This is a genomic window from Halomonas caseinilytica (assembly GCF_001662305.1).
Taxonomy (GTDB): Bacteria; Pseudomonadota; Gammaproteobacteria; order Pseudomonadales; family Halomonadaceae; genus Halomonas; species Halomonas caseinilytica.
This window is the reverse complement of sequence record NZ_BDEP01000017.1, coordinates 20,090-34,787: the sequence shown is the minus strand read 5'-3', so window position 1 is coordinate 34,787 and position 14,698 is coordinate 20,090. Positions and strand designations below refer to the sequence as shown.

13 protein-coding genes are annotated in these 14,698 nt (G+C 65.6%); 8 read left to right on the top strand and 5 right to left on the bottom strand.

The window, feature by feature from the left end; translation table 11 throughout:
• Positions 1-22: 22 nt before the first annotated feature.
• Positions 23-1,087: an asparaginase gene (locus A9O65_RS11950; RefSeq protein ID WP_064698330.1), complete on the top strand. Its 1,065-nt coding sequence runs from the start codon at positions 23-25 to the stop codon at positions 1,085-1,087.
• Positions 1,088-1,158: 71 nt separating this feature from the next.
• Positions 1,159-1,398 (top strand): DUF2789 domain-containing protein, encoded by a 240-nt coding sequence (locus tag A9O65_RS11945; protein ID WP_064698329.1) that lies wholly within the window; start codon positions 1,159-1,161, stop codon positions 1,396-1,398.
• A gap of 17 nt (positions 1,399-1,415) precedes the next feature.
• Here the strand turns inward: A9O65_RS11945 and A9O65_RS11940 are convergent, their stop codons facing one another.
• Positions 1,416-1,838 carry an SRPBCC family protein gene (locus tag A9O65_RS11940; protein WP_064698328.1) on the bottom strand — a complete coding sequence of 141 codons (423 nt, stop codon included), beginning with the start codon at positions 1,836-1,838 and terminating at the stop codon, positions 1,416-1,418.
• A 41-nt stretch (positions 1,839-1,879) separates the two neighbouring features.
• Positions 1,880-3,292 (bottom strand): prephenate-dependent tRNA uridine(34) hydroxylase TrhP, encoded by a 1,413-nt coding sequence (trhP, locus tag A9O65_RS11935; RefSeq protein ID WP_064698632.1) that lies wholly within the window; start codon positions 3,290-3,292, stop codon positions 1,880-1,882.
• A 172-nt stretch (positions 3,293-3,464) separates the two neighbouring features.
• Here trhP and queC point away from each other — a divergent pair, with 172 nt between their 5' ends.
• Genes queC through A9O65_RS11915 form a run of 4 tightly spaced genes read left to right on the top strand, consistent with a single transcriptional unit; the run spans position 3,465 to position 5,941 of the window.
• Entirely contained in the window at positions 3,465-4,190 is a 726-nt protein-coding gene (gene queC / locus A9O65_RS11930; RefSeq protein ID WP_064702217.1) for a 7-cyano-7-deazaguanine synthase QueC, read from the top strand.
• The gene (gene queE / locus A9O65_RS11925; protein ID WP_064702216.1) at positions 4,183-4,827 is read left to right on the top strand and encodes a 7-carboxy-7-deazaguanine synthase; all 645 of its coding nucleotides are present in this window, start codon (positions 4,183-4,185) and stop codon (positions 4,825-4,827) included. The genes queC and queE overlap by 8 nt, the downstream gene beginning before the upstream one ends.
• On the top strand, positions 4,827-5,672 hold the full coding sequence (locus A9O65_RS11920) for a 6-carboxytetrahydropterin synthase (protein ID WP_064698325.1): 846 nt from the start codon (positions 4,827-4,829) through the stop codon (positions 5,670-5,672). The genes queE and A9O65_RS11920 overlap by 1 nt, the downstream gene beginning before the upstream one ends.
• Entirely contained in the window at positions 5,669-5,941 is a 273-nt protein-coding gene (locus A9O65_RS11915; RefSeq protein ID WP_073292047.1) for a YkgJ family cysteine cluster protein, read from the top strand. The genes A9O65_RS11920 and A9O65_RS11915 overlap by 4 nt, the downstream gene beginning before the upstream one ends.
• Positions 5,942-5,990: 49 nt before the next feature.
• Here A9O65_RS11915 and A9O65_RS11910 read toward each other — a convergent pair whose 3' ends face one another.
• The 3 genes from A9O65_RS11910 to A9O65_RS11900 are packed head-to-tail and all read right to left on the bottom strand — an operon-like array spanning position 5,991 to position 11,020.
• Positions 5,991-9,896, bottom strand: coding sequence for an ATP-binding protein (locus A9O65_RS11910; RefSeq protein WP_064702215.1), 3,906 nt, complete (start codon positions 9,894-9,896; stop codon positions 5,991-5,993).
• A gap of 34 nt (positions 9,897-9,930) precedes the next feature.
• Positions 9,931-10,557 (bottom strand): MiaE family protein, encoded by a 627-nt coding sequence (locus A9O65_RS11905; RefSeq protein WP_064698323.1) that lies wholly within the window; start codon positions 10,555-10,557, stop codon positions 9,931-9,933.
• Between the two features lie 22 nt (positions 10,558-10,579).
• A complete protein-coding gene (locus tag A9O65_RS11900; protein WP_064702214.1) occupies positions 10,580-11,020 on the bottom strand; it encodes a DUF1289 domain-containing protein in 441 nt (146 codons plus the stop codon).
• A gap of 253 nt (positions 11,021-11,273) precedes the next feature.
• On the opposite strand from A9O65_RS11900, the gene acnB reads away from it, so the two are divergent.
• Positions 11,274-13,877 (top strand): bifunctional aconitate hydratase 2/2-methylisocitrate dehydratase, encoded by a 2,604-nt coding sequence (gene acnB, locus A9O65_RS11895; protein ID WP_064698321.1) that lies wholly within the window; start codon positions 11,274-11,276, stop codon positions 13,875-13,877.
• 317 nt (positions 13,878-14,194) lie between these two features.
• Complete coding sequence (gene rraA, locus A9O65_RS11890) at positions 14,195-14,680, top strand: ribonuclease E activity regulator RraA (protein WP_064698320.1); 486 nt, start codon at positions 14,195-14,197, stop codon at positions 14,678-14,680.
• Positions 14,681-14,698 lie beyond the last annotated feature (18 nt).

Sequence of the window (14,698 nt, the reverse complement as noted above, 5' to 3'; positions counted from 1 at the left end):
GTTCAATCAGAAAGGAGCCCGCATGTCATCCTCTCGCGCCTCTCTGCTGGTGATCTACACCGGCGGCACCCTCGGCATGGTGGACAGCCCCCAGGGGCTGGTCCCTGGTCGCGATTTCGAGGACCGATTGCGGCGTGCCCTGGCCACCCTGTCACCAGAACGGCGCGCGGCACTGCCCGACTTCCAGATGCGGGAAACCTCCCGCCCCATCGACTCCAGTGCTGCCACGCCCGCCGACTGGCGCGACCTGGCGACACTCGTCGCCGACCACTATCAGGCCCACGATGGCGTGGTGATCCTGCACGGCACCGACACCCTGGCCTGGACGGCCTCGAGCCTGGCCTACCAGCTTCAGGGCATCGACCGTCCGGTGATCCTGACCGGCGCCATGGCACCGCTCGAGCATTCGGGCAGCGATGCGCTGACCAACATCGAAGCGGCCATGCGCTTTGCCACCGATGCGCGTCTCCAGGAGGTCGCCCTGTGCTTTGCCGGACGCCTTCTGCGCGGCGTGCGCAGTCGCAAGTGGCAGACTCGACACACCGATGCCTTCATCAGCCCCAATTACCCTCTGCTCGGCGAGTTCGTCGGCAATGACGCCGTGATCTTCCCTGGCCGCGGCCTGGAGCGACATCAGCGCGGCGCGCCACGCTTCGAACTGCCCGATGTCACCGGCCTGGCCGAGGGTGGCGTACCACGCCTGGTTCTCTGGCCCGGTATCGCGGCCTGGCAGCTCGAGACCTGGTTGCTGGATGATCGTGTCCGGGGCGCTCTGCTCGAGGTCTGGGGAGGCGGCAATCTGCCGGAGGACCCGGCCATCCTGGGGGTGCTCGCGCGAGCCAGCGGAGAAGGCAAGTTGCTGGCCGCCATCAGCCAGTGCCCCCATGGCGGCATCAGCATCGGCGCCTACGCCGCCGGCCGAGGACTGGTCGACGCCGGCGTGCTGTCGGGCGACGATATGACCCCGGAGGCCACCGTCACCAAGCTGGTCCACCTGCTGGCCCAGCCACTGGATGACGACGAACGCCGCCGACGCTTCCTCACGCCCCTGGTCGGCGAACGCTCCACACCGGCCCTCGACGATTGAGCCGGGCGCACTCACCCGACTACGTCTAGAGTGACATCAGAGTCGATCGTATCAGGACAGAGGAGCCCGCCATGGAAGCCCCCGATCATCCCTTCAGCGAGCTGTTCGCACAGCTCGGCCTCGCCTCCGATCCGGACGCCATCAAGCGTTTCATCGAACGCAACGGCCCCTTGCCTGACGACATGGCCCTGCCCGATGCCCCCTGCTGGAACGAGGGCCAGGCCGAGCTGCTGCGCGAAGCGCTGGAGGCAGACGCCGACTGGGCCGAGGTGGTGGATCACCTGGATGCCTCACTGCGCAAGAAGAGCTAGTTACCCCCTGCATTCACTTACGCAGTGCTTCCCAAACGGGCAGCGACCCGATCGAGTATCTGCTGGCTCACCCGGCTCACCAGCGGGCTGGCCGCGCGACGCACGGCCTTCTCGACCAGGCGATTCCTGATCTCGTATTCGAGACTCAGCGAGACTTCGGTCCCCTCGGGCACCGGCGTCAGGTGGTAGCGGCCGCGATTGCTCACGCCATCCACCGACTCCCAGGCCAGCACCTCCGGAGCCACCGACTCGGTGATCACCACATCGAAGGTCCAGTCCATGCCCACCGCCTTGACGTGCCACCGATAGCGATCTTCCCCCAGCGGCTCGATGGCCTTGATGAGGTCGGAATAGTCGACGAAGTCCTCGACCCGCTCGAGCAGGGCGAAGACCCGTTCAGGAGGCGCTTCGAGAATGGCGCTATGTTCGATGGTGGACATGCTGTTTTCCCGTGTTGCGACGCCGTATCGTGCCGGCCCTTTCAGGGCAGGTCCCGCATCAGCAGCGCGTAGGCGATGCGTTCTTCGGGAATCGCCTCACCCGGCACCGGAATGCGCACCACATGCCCCGACCCTGGCGCGGCGCTCACCGATTCACCACGACGGTTCTCGATATGCGACAGCGTGAACCGCCGGTTGCCGCCGGGCAACATCAGCTCCACGCCATCACCGACTTCGAAGCGGTTCTTGACGTCGATCTCGAGCACGCCCCGCTCGGGGTCGTAATCCCGTATCTCGCCGACGAACTGCTGGTGGACACCGATCGAGTGGCCACGTTCATAGTTCTGATACTCGTCATGGACGTGGCGACGATAGAAACCTTCCGTATAGCCACGGTTGGCCAGGTTGTCGAGTTCGTCCATCAGGCGCATGTCGAAAGGACGGCCGGCCACGGCATCGTCGATGGCCCGGCGATAGACCTGAGCGGTGCGCGCCACATAGTAATGCGACTTGGTACGCCCCTCGATCTTCAGCGAGGTCACGCCCATTTCGGCGAGGCGCGGCACATGCTGCACCGCTCGCAGATCCTTGGAATTCATGATGTAGGTGCCGTGCTCATCCTCGTGCACCGGCATCAACTCGCCCGGGCGGCTGCGATCCTCGATCAGCGCCGAAAGCTCGTCCTGGCCTTCCACGCCGCCCGCCGTGGCCGTGCTCTCGGCGCTGCCGCCACCGCTGGCGATCAGCCCGGCGCCCTGCTCCGGGGTCCAGATACCACTGGCATCGTGGGCCCGGGCCGAGTTGGCCGGAACCAGGTCGCCGGTCTCGTCCTCGGATGCCGCCACGGTATTGTACTTCCAGCGGCAGGCATTGGTGCAGGTCCCCTGGTTGGGGTCGCGGTGATTGAAATACCCCGACAGCAGGCAACGGCCCGAATAGGCGATGCACAGGGCGCCATGCACGAAGGTCTCGATCTCGAGATCCGGACACTCGGCGCGTATCTCGGCGATCTCCTCCAGTGACAGTTCGCGGGACAGGATGATCCGGCTGATGCCCTGGCGCTGCCAGAACTTCGCCGCCGCGTGGTTGACCACGTTGGACTGCACCGAGAGGTGAATCTCCTGCTCGGGCCAGCGCTCGCGGATCATCATGATAAGTCCGGGATCGGACATGATCAGCGCGTCGGGGCCGGCCTCGATCACCGGCTCCATGTCACGCAGGTAGGTCTTCAGCTTGCTGTTGTGCGGCGCGATGTTCGAGGCGACATAGAACTGCTTGCCCCGCTCGTGGGCATAGGCGATGCCCTTGTGCAGGTTGTCGATCTTGAAGTCGTTGTTGCGCACGCGCAGCGAATAGCGCGGCTGACCAGCGTAGACGGCATCCGCTCCATAGGCGAAGGCGTAGCGCATGTTCTTGAAGGTGCCGGCGGGCGACAGCAGTTCTGGGGCTTTCATGGAGTCACCGTTGTCAGGACGATGGCACCGCCAGAAGTCCATGGCGGCGCTGAAATGAGGGCGCAGCATTCTAGCAACTGGGCGATGATCTGGCCAGAAAGCGCCACTTTCGGTAAGGTTGCCGCGCCGGACCGGATCCCGGCCATCAAATTCTCCGACATACAGGCCAACCATGTCCCAAGCTTCCGCTTCTTCGGCCACCGTGGTGATCTACTCCGGTGGCATGGATTCCTTCACGGTACTGCATCGGGCCCTGCGCGAAGGCCGCGACGTGCATGCCCTCTCCTTCGACTATGGCCAGCGCCATGCTCGCGAACTCGAGGTGGCCAGGCGCGTCTGCCGCGAGCTGGCGGTGCCCCATCAGGTGGTCGATATCCGCGCCATTCATGGCCTGATCGACAACTCGGCGCTCACCGATGCCGATCGCCGCATGCCCGATGGCGACTATGACGCCGACAACCTCGCCGACACCGTCGTGCCCAATCGCAACATGATGCTGCTGTCGATGGCCATCGCCAAGGCCGTGAACATCGGTGCCGGCCGCGTCGACTACGGCGCTCACGGTGGCGACCACGTACTGTACCCGGACTGTCGTCCCGAGTTCGTCGAGGCCATGAACGCCGTCGCCGGCATCGCCAATTTCGAGCCGGTCGAGATCCACACGCCCTATCTGCGCCGCACCAAGGCCGAGATCCTGGCCGACGGGCTCGCCATGGGCCTGGACTACGCCGACACCTGGACCTGCTACCTGGGCGAATCTCTCGCCTGCGGTCGCTGTGGCAGCTGTCGGGAGCGCCTGGCGGCCTTCGCCACCAACGGCATCGACGACCCTCTCGGCTATTCATACCGTCCCGAACCCGTCGCCGACGCACCTTCCGAGGGGGAGCACGATGTATAGCGTCAAGGAAGCCTTCTACTCGCTCCAGGGCGAAGGCGGACAGGCCGGTCGCGCCAGCGTCTTCTGCCGCTTCTCCGGCTGCAATCTGTGGTCCGGCCGCGAGGCCGACCGCACCGCTGCCGCCTGCCGATTCTGCGACACCGACTTCCGGGGCACCGACGGCCAGAACGGTGGGCGTTTCGCCGATGCCCAGGCGCTCGCCGACCACCTCGTCGCCCTCTGGCAGGGCACATCGGATGGCGCGCGCCCGCAGGTCATCTTCACCGGAGGCGAGCCCCTGCTGCAGCTCGATGAGGCGCTGATCGAGGCAATGCACGAACGGGAATTCGACATCGCCGTGGAAACCAACGGCACGCTGGCCGCCCCGGCTGGCATTGACTGGCTGTGTGTCAGCCCCAAGGGCGATACGCCGCTGGTCCAGACCCGAGGTGACGAGCTCAAGCTGGTGCATCCCCAGCCCGACGCGCCACCGGAGCGGTTCACCGAGCTGGATTTCCGCCACTTCTTCCTGCAGCCCATGGATACCTCGCCGCTCGGCGAGGCACGCGATACCATGGCCGCCACCGTGGCCTACTGCCTGGCCCATCCACGCTGGCGCCTGTCGATTCAGGCCCACAAGATCGCGGGGATCGACTGATGACGCTTTTCGTCAACCGCCTGACCCACCTGGATGCGTCGCTGTGGTGCCCGGAGCACGGACTGATCGGCGCCAGCTGGCGTGTCGACGCCGAGCTCGACGGCGAACTCGGCGCTGACGGCATGCTGTTCGACTTCGGCGAGGTCAAGCCCTGGATCAAGTCGCGCCTCGACCGTGGCGTCGACCACACCCTGCTGGTGCCCACCGAAGCTCCGGGAGTGAACGTCCAGGAATGCTACGAGGGGCTACGTGTCCGTACCGAGACCCCCTACGCCCTGGAAGTGCGCGGCCCGCGCCAGGCTTTCAGCCTGCTGCCCTGGCCGGCCGTCACCCCGCAGCGGCTGGCCGAACACCTTGATCAGGGACTGATGCGTCAGCCTCCCGAGCGTGTCGAGGCCATACGCCTCACGCTCAGCGACGAGCCCATCGAAGGGGCCGGTTATCGCTACAGCCACGGCCTGAAACGACACGCCGGCAACTGCCAGCGCATTGCCCACGGCCACCGCTCGCGCCTGCATGTCTGGCAGAACGGGCAGCGCTGCCCCGCGCTGGAAGCCGACTGGGCGGCGCGCCTCGATGCTCGCTATCTGGTGGACGAGGCCGATGTCGACGAGGGCATGGAAGCCTCCTGGCTCGGCCGGCTGGTCACCAGCTATCGCGCCGCGCAGGGATACTTCACGATGAGCCTGCCGCGCGAGCGCTGTGTGGTCATGCCGACCTCCACCACCGTGGAGCACATCGCCGCCTGGCTGGCCGGAGAGATCACCCGGGAGACCGGCCAAGCCACTCGTGTCCAGGCGTTCGAGGGCATCGACAAGGGGGCCTTTGCGGAGGCCAAACCGTGACGGGCGTGGCGAAACAAGGGTGTCGTCCGGGGTGCGGCGCCTGCTGCATCGCTCCCTCGATCAGCTCCCCCATTCCCGGCATGCCCGACGGCAAGCCGGCGGGGGTACGTTGCGTGCAACTCACCGACGACAACCTCTGCCGGCTGTTCGGTGATCCCGCGCGCCCCGCGGTCTGCGAACGCTTCGACTATGACCGCGAACTATGCGGTGACCATCGCGAGCAGGCGCTGACATTGATCGCCTCTCTGGAGACGGCCAGCAGCACCTGAAGCATCCAAGAAAGCCAAGGTCTCGCGCACGAGCCGGGGCGATACCCTCTCAAGCATCGGCCAGGTGCGTCAGCCGCTTGTCCAGCAGGGTCCGCCATCTCACCAGCACCGGGGCATCGCTGTGGCTGACCTCGCCGAGCAGCCGTCGGAAATCCTCGCGAGCGCCCGTGTCCTCCGGGTCGACCAGGGTCAGCCAGAGCTCGAGGGCACACAGCTCCTGGTGCAGGTTGCCGTCGTCCCGGGCCTGGGTCAGCGCCAGCTCGGCCAAGGTGCGCACCTCACCGGCAGGATGCCCGAGTCGCTGGCGCACCCGCGCCAACTGAATCGCCAGTTCCGGCACGAACAGGGTCGTTCGTTCCCGGGCAATCATCAGCGACTGGTCGAGATACTCCTCGGCCCGGGCCAGCTCGTTCATCGATATGCAGGCATCCACGAACCATAGCGCAGGGCGTTGGTGAGGATCGCGCCCGGTAACCTCGGCCAGCTCTTCCAGGGCGCCCTCGATGATCGTCAGCCCCTCGCGGTCACCGGCCAGGGCCCGTTGCCATCCCAGCACGCTTCGCGCGGCCACCTGCCAGAGATGCAGGTCCGACGAGCCCGTGATCTCGTAGGCACGCTCGGCGCGGCTGGCCGCCAGATGCACATGACCGACCTGACGGTACAGGGCCGCCGCATACATCAAGGCCATGGCGAGGCTGCCGGGGTGATTGAAGCGTTCGGCCAGTCGAATGGCCGACTCCACCTGGCGCTCGGCGCGACGGTAATCGCCTCTCAGGCACAACGCCCAGCCCTGGAAGCAGGCCGCGGCCACCTGGGGATGGTCGCAGAACGGCAGCCACTCGATCATCATGGGAGAGTTGAGCGGGTCGATCTCCTCGAGGTGCTCGTAGGCCTGCTGGACACGCCCGGCCCAGTATTCGCAACAAGCCCGGGCGAAGTCGGCCAGGCGGCGATAACGCGGGTCTTCCAGCCGATCCGCCAGATCGGCCAGCCGCGAAGCGAGCATGAAGGCATCGGCATGCGCGTTGCGCTGGCTGCACCCGACCCAGAGCCCCCACTTGACCAGGAAGGCCTGTTCCAGGTCCTCGATGTCCTCGGGTGAATCGTCGATGCCGATCAGCAACTCCCGGGCCCGAACGAAGCTGTCGTGCGCGGAAGGCGAGCCATGCCCCTCCAGGGCAAAGGCGGCCTGGCCACGGACGGTGTGCAGGCTGATCTCACGCTCCACCTGGTCCTCCACGTGACGCAGGCTGGCCAGGCCGAAGTCGGCCATCTTCATTGCCGTGCGATTGGCGCTGACCTTGAGCGCTTCTCGGGCCGCCAGCTCGAAGTAGCGGGCACCGCGGGCATACTGGCCGCTACGGCGCAGGTGTGTGGCGAAATCCCCGGGGTGCCGGCTGATCCAGACCGGGAAATGCTCCTCGATCAAAGCCACCACCTGTCGATGCAGGTTGACCCGAATGTCGCGAGGGCATGACAGGTAGGCCGCTTCCTGCAGCAATTGGTGAGTGAACTGGTATTCGCGCCCCTCGGTCTCCCCTTCGGCGGGCTCGATGATCTCCAGCCGGGTCATCTGCTCCAGCGCCGACATCAGGCGCGGCATTTCCCAGCCACTGCACTCGGCCAGGAAATCGAGACGGAAGCGTCGCCCCAACACGGCGGCCACATGCGCCACCTCACGGTCGGCATCCAGCTGGTCGATACGGCTGGCGAGCAGCCCGAGCAGCCCGCGGGGCAACTCATCGAGCTGTATGCTGCGCCCTTCACGGCGATCCATGTCGACCCGGCGACAGATCTCCTGGAGATAGAGCGGCACGCCATCGCACCGCTCGATGATCTGCCCGCGCAGCCGGGGACTGAGATGCAGGCGATAACGACGCGCCAACTGCGACAGCAGGCGCGAGGATTGCATCGCATCGAGGCGTCCGAGGGTGATCTGCTGATCCCAGTCCAGACGCGCCGGCAGCGCTTCGCGACCATGATGGCTGGCCACCAGCAGGAAGGGACAGTTGATCGGCAGACGCGCCTGGAGTGCGGCCAGGACCTTGAAGGACGGCTCGTCCAGCCATTGCAGGTCATCGATCATCAGGACCAGGGTACGAGACGCGGTCATCTCGGCGATCAGCCGGTGCAACAGGGTCACCACCAGCTCCACGGCCTCGCCGCTCTGGGCCAGCGCCGCCAGCTCGCGAGGCTCGCAGACGCCGAGAGCCTCCTTGAGCAGAAGCCGATGATCATCGCTGAGCTCTTCGTCCACCAGCCCGCCGAGCTGGCCGTCGAACGTCTCGTCGTCGATGTCGCCCTCGAGATGCCAGCGCAGCAACTGGCGGGCCACGCCATAAGGCTCCTGCACCGACAGGCGCGTGGTGGGTTGCCAGCAGATCGCGGCTTCGCGGCTCTGCTCGAGTTGGCGAAACCCGACTAGCAGGGCCGACTTGCCGAGTCCCGAAGGGCCTCGCACCAGTACGCTCTGGCGCAGCCCGATGCCCGCCCGGGCCAGCGCATCGCGCAGGGTGCGCAGCGCCCCTTCTCGACCGACCAGGCTCGGTGGCAGGGCCTCGCGGCCGCCTTCGTTGGTGCCCAGCACCAAGGCTCGCAGCCGCACGCGGCCATCGCTGGCCACCAGCCGCGACGACAGGCGCGGCTGCAGATCGAGCGCCGGCGGCATGTGCTGGCTGGCTTCCAGGGAAATGACCAGTTCGCTGCCCTCGGCGGCATCCATCAAGGCCAGCGAGCCCTGAGTGACCTGGCCCAAGGGATCCACCAGGTGGCGTTCGGGCAGATAGACGACTCGACCGCTGTTCAAGCCAGCGGCGAATTCGAACTTGGGCGGCTCGCTCTCGCCCTCCCAATGGCGTCGGCATTCCTCGGGGAGCACACGACGGCAATGTTCATACAGCGCCACCAGCTCGGCCAGTTGATGAGCCGGCCCGTGAGTGCCGAAACACGCCAGCCCCAGACCGCCGGTGGCACCCGGCAGCCAGAACCCGCCGAGGTGGTGGCACTGCTGCTCGAGCCAGCGCATCAACTCGATCTGCAGCGCCAGACAGGCCCGCGCCTCGCTCCGGGATGAGAGATCCGCATCGAGCCGCAGCCGAATGGCCATGACCGACAATTGCCGCTGCTCGATCTCCTCCTCGCGCAACGGCATGCTGTCCGCGGCCAGGGTACGTGAAAAGGCGCCACTCGGGCCGGCACCCGGCTCCGGCGTGCCATCGGACCAGTAGCGAGCCAGTTGCAGGAAACTGGGATCGGGCTGCTGGCCGGTCAGGGCCAGCAACTGCAGATAGGCATTGTATTGCTCGTGGGCAGCGGCCAGGTGCCCATGCTCGGCCAGTTGACGAACGAGCCGCTCGTGGAAGGGACCATAGCCGGAGAAGCGGCTGACCAGGGATTGCAGCAACTCGTCGGGCAAGGGATCATGCTGCTCCAGCACGGCCTCGGCGAAGCGGATCACCCGCTGGCGCCATTCGTTGCGCACCTGCACCAGCCAACGCTGGAATTCCGAGCAACTGGCCAGTTGCAGCTCCTCGACGAGGTCCCCCTGATAATGCGTCAACGCCTCTTCGAGGGTCTCGACATTGGCCGGCCCATCGAGCAGCGACTGTAATTCGTGAAGATCGAAGCACCAGGTATCCGGCAGGCGAAAGGCGATGGTCTGGCGCGAGACGATCAGCACGCGTTCGGCACTCTCGCCCAACGACTGGCGCAGACAATGCAAGGCATGGCGCAGGTTGGTACGCCCCGACGACAACCCCTGGTCGGGCCAGAGCAGCTCGGCCAGAGTCGCCCGATTGACGGGCTGGTCGTGCAGCAACAGATAGACCAGCAACGCCTTGACCTTGTCATAGCTGAAGTGGGTCAAGGCATCGTCGCCCAGGGTCAGCGAGAAATGACCGAAAAGGGCCAGGTGATCCTGCTCGTCATGTGTCGCGACGTCGGAAGCATCCCGCATGTTGGACCTGTCCTGCTGGGCGGCGACAACGGCCTCAGGCCGGCACACCGCTGTGAAAACGAAATGCCGTGTCCGGCATGGTGATCAACTCGGCCTCGCGCTCGATGAAAAAGGCGATGCGCGCCTCGAGCGGTTCCGGAGAGATCCTCTGCGCCAGCATCAGGTAATCCTCATAGTGACGCCCTTCCGACTTAACCAGACCGCGATAGAACTTGGCAAGCTCCTCGTCCAGGAAAGGGATCAATCGAGCGAATCGCTCGCAACTGCGTGCCTCGATGATGGCCCCGACGATCAGCACGTCGACCAGCCGATGCGGCTCACCACCACGCACATGGCGACGCAACCCCTCGGCATAGCGGGCAGCTCCGATGGGCCGATAGGCAATGCCGCGTCCTTCCATCAGCTTGACCACCTGCTCGAAGTGCAGAAGTTCCTCCCGCGCCAGGCGGGCCATCTTGGTCAGCAGCTCGGCATCATCGACATAGCGATACAGCAGGCTCATGGCCGTGGACGCCGCTTTCTTCTCGCACTGGGCATGATCGATGAGCAGCGTCTCGGGGTTCTCCAGCGCCCAGTCGACCCAGCTGGCGGGCGTGGGGCAGGCAAGAAAATCGAGAATGGCGTCAGGCAGCCGGGGATCGTGTGTGACGGTGGCAGACATGGGTATTCCGGTGGTGGCTGGACTATGGGAGAGAGGCCGCATCGATGGACCGTCGCCGCGCCTCGGCGGCAGCCAAGAGCTCGCCGGCAATCCGCTCATGCAGCATCGCGGCATCCAGCGGTTCACGGGGCTTCAGGCCGTAACGCGACAGGTCGCGGATACGCCCGCGCCCGACCCTCAGCAACTCCACCGCCCGCGACAGCGCCGGCTGATCCTGGCGGAAGCGTATGCGGTGGCGCTCGAGCTGCGCCTGGAGCGCCTCGGCATCCACCACGGTCAGATGACGACCAGCGACGCTCACCCGCAGGGCATCCAGCGCATCCATCCGGCGCTGGCGTTCCTCGGCCTCGAAACCGGGCCAGTCGCGGATCTCGTCATCGATGCGCTGACAACCCCGGCAGACCCGGTCGCCCACCGTCGTCGAGCACAATCCCACACAGGGGGATATCACGCGTCCCGCCATCGAAGGCTCCCTCTCCGTCGATTCGGCGACATGGTAACGCGGCGCCGCCATTCTGGCACCCCGGAAAACCTCGCATCACCCGGCCGAAGACCAAAGTTCAAAGCCCGTCACCACGGGGCTTCTTAACATTGTCGACAGTTTCTTTTAGAATTGCGCCACCGATGACAGCGTTGTTTCACGTGCCGACCTCCCCCGCCTCGCCATGCGACGCCAGGGTCGAGACTCGGACACCACAACCAATGAGGGCCACCACGTGCTTGAAGCCTATCGCCAACATGTCGAGGAGCGGGCCCAGGACGGCGTACCGCCGAAGCCGCTGAATGCCGAGCAGACAGCCGCCCTGGTCGAACTGCTGAAATCGCCGCCGGCCGGCGAGGAAGAGTTCATCCTCGACCTGCTGACCAACCGCATCCCTCCCGGTGTCGACGAGGCGGCCTACGTCAAGGCGGCCTTCCTCACCGCCATCGCCAAGGGCGAGGCCGAGTCTCCGCTGGTCGACAAGACTCACGCGGTCAAGCTGCTGGGCACCATGCAGGGCGGCTACAACATCGTCTCGCTGGTCGAACTGCTCGACGACGAGACTCTGGCCGCCGAGGTCGGCGAGCAGCTCAAGCACACCCTGCTGATGTTCGATGCCTTCCATGACGTGGAAGAGCGCGCCAAGGCCGGCAACGAGGTGGCCAAGGACATCATCCGCTCCTGGGCCGAGGCCGAGTGGTTCCTGTCCAAGCCGGCACTGGAAGACAAGATCACTCTGACCGTCTTCAAGGTCCCCGGTGAAACCAACACCGACGACCTTTCCCCGGCGCCGGATGCCTGGTCGCGCCCCGACATTCCGCTGCACGCCAATGCCATGCTCAAGAACGAGCGCGATGGCATCGAGCCGGTCGTGCCCGGCACCACCGGCCCGCTCAAGCAGATCGAGGAAGTCCGCGCCAAGGGGCACCCGGTCGCTTACGTGGGCGATGTGGTCGGTACCGGCTCCTCACGCAAGTCCGCCACCAACTCCGTGCTGTGGTTCTTCGGCGACGACATCCCCAACGTGCCGAACAAGCGCGCCGGCGGCTTCTGCTTCGGCGGCAAGATCGCCCCGATCTTCTTCAACACCATGGAAGACTCCGGCGCCCTGCCCATCGAAATGGACGTCGAGAAGCTCGAGATGGGTGATGTCATCGACGTCTATCCCTATGAGGGCAAGGTCTGTCGCCACGGCACCGACGAGGTGCTGACCACCTTCGAGCTCAAGACCCAGTTGCTGCTCGACGAGGTGCGCGCCGGCGGTCGCATCCCGCTGATCATCGGTCGCGGCCTGACGGCCAAGGCCCGCGAGTCCCTCGGGCTCGAGCCGTCCGACGTCTTCCGCAAGCCGGAACAGCCGGCCGCCAGTAACAGCGGCTATACCCTGGCCCAGAAGATGGTCGGCAAGGCCTGCGGCATGGAGGGCGTGCGCCCAGGCATGTACTGCGAGCCCAAGATGACCACCGTCGGCTCTCAGGACACCACCGGCCCGATGACCCGCGACGAGCTCAAGGATCTGGCCTGCCTGGGCTTCCAGGCCGACCTGGTGATGCAGTCGTTCTGCCACACCAGCGCCTATCCCAAGCCGGTCGATGTCGAGACGCACCACACCCTGCCCGACTTCATCATGAATCGTGGCGGCGTCTCCCTGCGCCCCGGCGACGGTATCATCCACTCCTGGCTGAACCGCATGCTTCTGCCCGACACCGTGGGCACCGGCGGCGACTCTCACACCCGCTTCCCGATGGGCATCTCCTTCCCGGCGGGCTCCGGCCTGGTGGCCTTCGCCGCCGCTACCGGCGTGATGCCGCTGGACATGCCGGAATCGGTGCTGGTGCGCTTCAAGGGCAAGCGTCAACCGGGCGTCACCCTGCGCGACCTGGTCCACGCCATTCCCTACTATGCCATCCAGAAGGGGCTGCTGACCGTCGAGAAGTCCGGCAAGAAGAACGCCTTCTCCGGCCGCATCCTGGAGATCGAGGGTCTCGAGGACCTTACCGTCGAGCAGGCCTTCGAGCTCTCCGATGCCTCCGCCGAACGTAGCGCCGCCGGTTGCACCATCACGCTCTCCGAGGACAGCGTCAGCGAGTACCTGAAGTCCAACATCACCCTGCTCAAGTGGATGATCGCCAACGGCTACGGCGACAAGCGCACCATCGAGCGCCGCATTCTGGCCATGGAAGAATGGCTGGAGAATCCGAGTCTGATGCGCGCCGACAAGGACGCCGAGTACGCCGAGGTCATCGAGATCGATCTCGACGAGCTCGACCAGCCGGTGCTCTGCGCACCCAACGACCCCGACGACGCCCGCTTGCTTTCCGACGTGGCCGGCCGCTCCATCGACGAGGTCTTCATCGGCTCGTGCATGACCAACATCGGCCACTTCCGCGCCGCCGGCAAGCTGCTCGAAAAGCAGCCCGCCGGTAGCCTGAAGACCAAGCTGTGGCTGGCACCGCCGACCAAGATGGACCAGCACCAGTTGACAGAGGAAGGCTATTACGGCATCTATGGACGCGCCGGCGCACGCATGGAGATGCCCGGCTGCTCGCTGTGCATGGGCAACCAGGCTCGTGTGGCGGCCAAGAGCACCGTGGTGTCCACCTCCACGCGCAACTTCCCCAACCGCCTGGGCGACGGCGCCGACGTCTTCCTGGCCTCCGCCGAACTGGCGGCGGTGGCAGCGGTGGAAGGTCGCCTGCCCAGCGTCGACGAATATCGTCGCTACATGAGCGAGTTCGACGCCATGGCCGGCGAGATCTATCGTTACATGAACTTCCATGAGATCGAGGAGTTTCAGAACGCCGCCTCGAACGTGATCCCGGTGGCTCAGGAAGCCTGATCCGGATCACCTCTTTCGACTCCGATGCTCGCAACATCGAAGGCCCGCCGCCACGGCGGCGTGGCCGGAGCCGATGACCGAAGCGCCCTGCGGGGCGCTTTTTTATGCCTGGGCAAAAGCGCTTGCGAATGTGCTTTTCGGGTATCTGCCCAAATACCTGCTCGAGCCCCTGCTCAAGTACTTTTCCCGTTCTGTCGCCAACATCTGCTCAAGGGATGCGCACGGTAACAGCGATACCGCTCCACCAAGGAGGCATTTTCCTCGCCGCCGACTATGGCATCATCAAGGCTTCATTCATCGTGAAGAGGCCTCCCTCCATGACGACCATCGCCACACCCGACATCTGCGACGAGTACCCGGACGTCGACATCCTCGAGCCATTGCTGGTCAACTTCGGAGGCCTGGAGGCCTTCCATGGCCCAGTGCGCACCGTGAAATGCTTCGAGGACAATTCGCTGGTCAAGCAAGCGATCGACGAGCCTGGCGACGGCGCCGTGCTGGTGGTCGATGCTGGTGGCTCGACGCGCTGCGCGATGCTCGGCGACATGCTGGCCGAGAAGGCAGCGGGCAACGGCTGGGTCGGCGTGATCATGTACGGCTGCGTGCGGGATGTCGATGAACTGGCCGAGACCGAGCTGGGCATCCAGGCCCTGGCCGCCCACCCTCGCAAGAGCGAAAAGCGCGGCGAGGGACAACGGGACATTCCGGTGACCTTCGGTGGCGTCACCATCTCACCCGGGCAATGGCTCTACGCCGATAACAACGGCGTGTTGATCGCCGAGCGCCAACTGCCGCTCAGTTGAATCACTGTTTAACCAGGC

Excerpts from the sequence above, each read along its gene's own strand:
- A9O65_RS11945 (WP_064698329.1), top strand. The coding sequence starts at position 1,159 with ATGGAAGCCCCCGATCATCCCTTCAGCGAGCTGTTCGCACAGCTCGGC.
- A9O65_RS11940 (WP_064698328.1), bottom strand. The coding sequence starts at position 1,838 with ATGTCCACCATCGAACATAGCGCCATTCTCGAAGCGCCTCCTGAACGG.
- A9O65_RS11950 (WP_064698330.1), top strand. The coding sequence starts at position 23 with ATGTCATCCTCTCGCGCCTCTCTGCTGGTGATCTACACCGGCGGCACC.
- queC (WP_064702217.1), top strand. The coding sequence starts at position 3,465 with ATGTCCCAAGCTTCCGCTTCTTCGGCCACCGTGGTGATCTACTCCGGT.
- A9O65_RS11905 (WP_064698323.1), bottom strand. The coding sequence starts at position 10,557 with ATGTCTGCCACCGTCACACACGATCCCCGGCTGCCTGACGCCATTCTC.
- A9O65_RS11910 (WP_064702215.1), bottom strand. The coding sequence starts at position 9,896 with ATGCGGGATGCTTCCGACGTCGCGACACATGACGAGCAGGATCACCTG.
- queE (WP_064702216.1), top strand. The coding sequence starts at position 4,183 with ATGTATAGCGTCAAGGAAGCCTTCTACTCGCTCCAGGGCGAAGGCGGA.
- A9O65_RS11920 (WP_064698325.1), top strand. The coding sequence starts at position 4,827 with ATGACGCTTTTCGTCAACCGCCTGACCCACCTGGATGCGTCGCTGTGG.
- A9O65_RS11900 (WP_064702214.1), bottom strand. The coding sequence starts at position 11,020 with ATGGCGGGACGCGTGATATCCCCCTGTGTGGGATTGTGCTCGACGACG.
- trhP (WP_064698632.1), bottom strand. The coding sequence starts at position 3,292 with ATGAAAGCCCCAGAACTGCTGTCGCCCGCCGGCACCTTCAAGAACATG.
- rraA (WP_064698320.1), top strand. The coding sequence starts at position 14,195 with ATGACGACCATCGCCACACCCGACATCTGCGACGAGTACCCGGACGTC.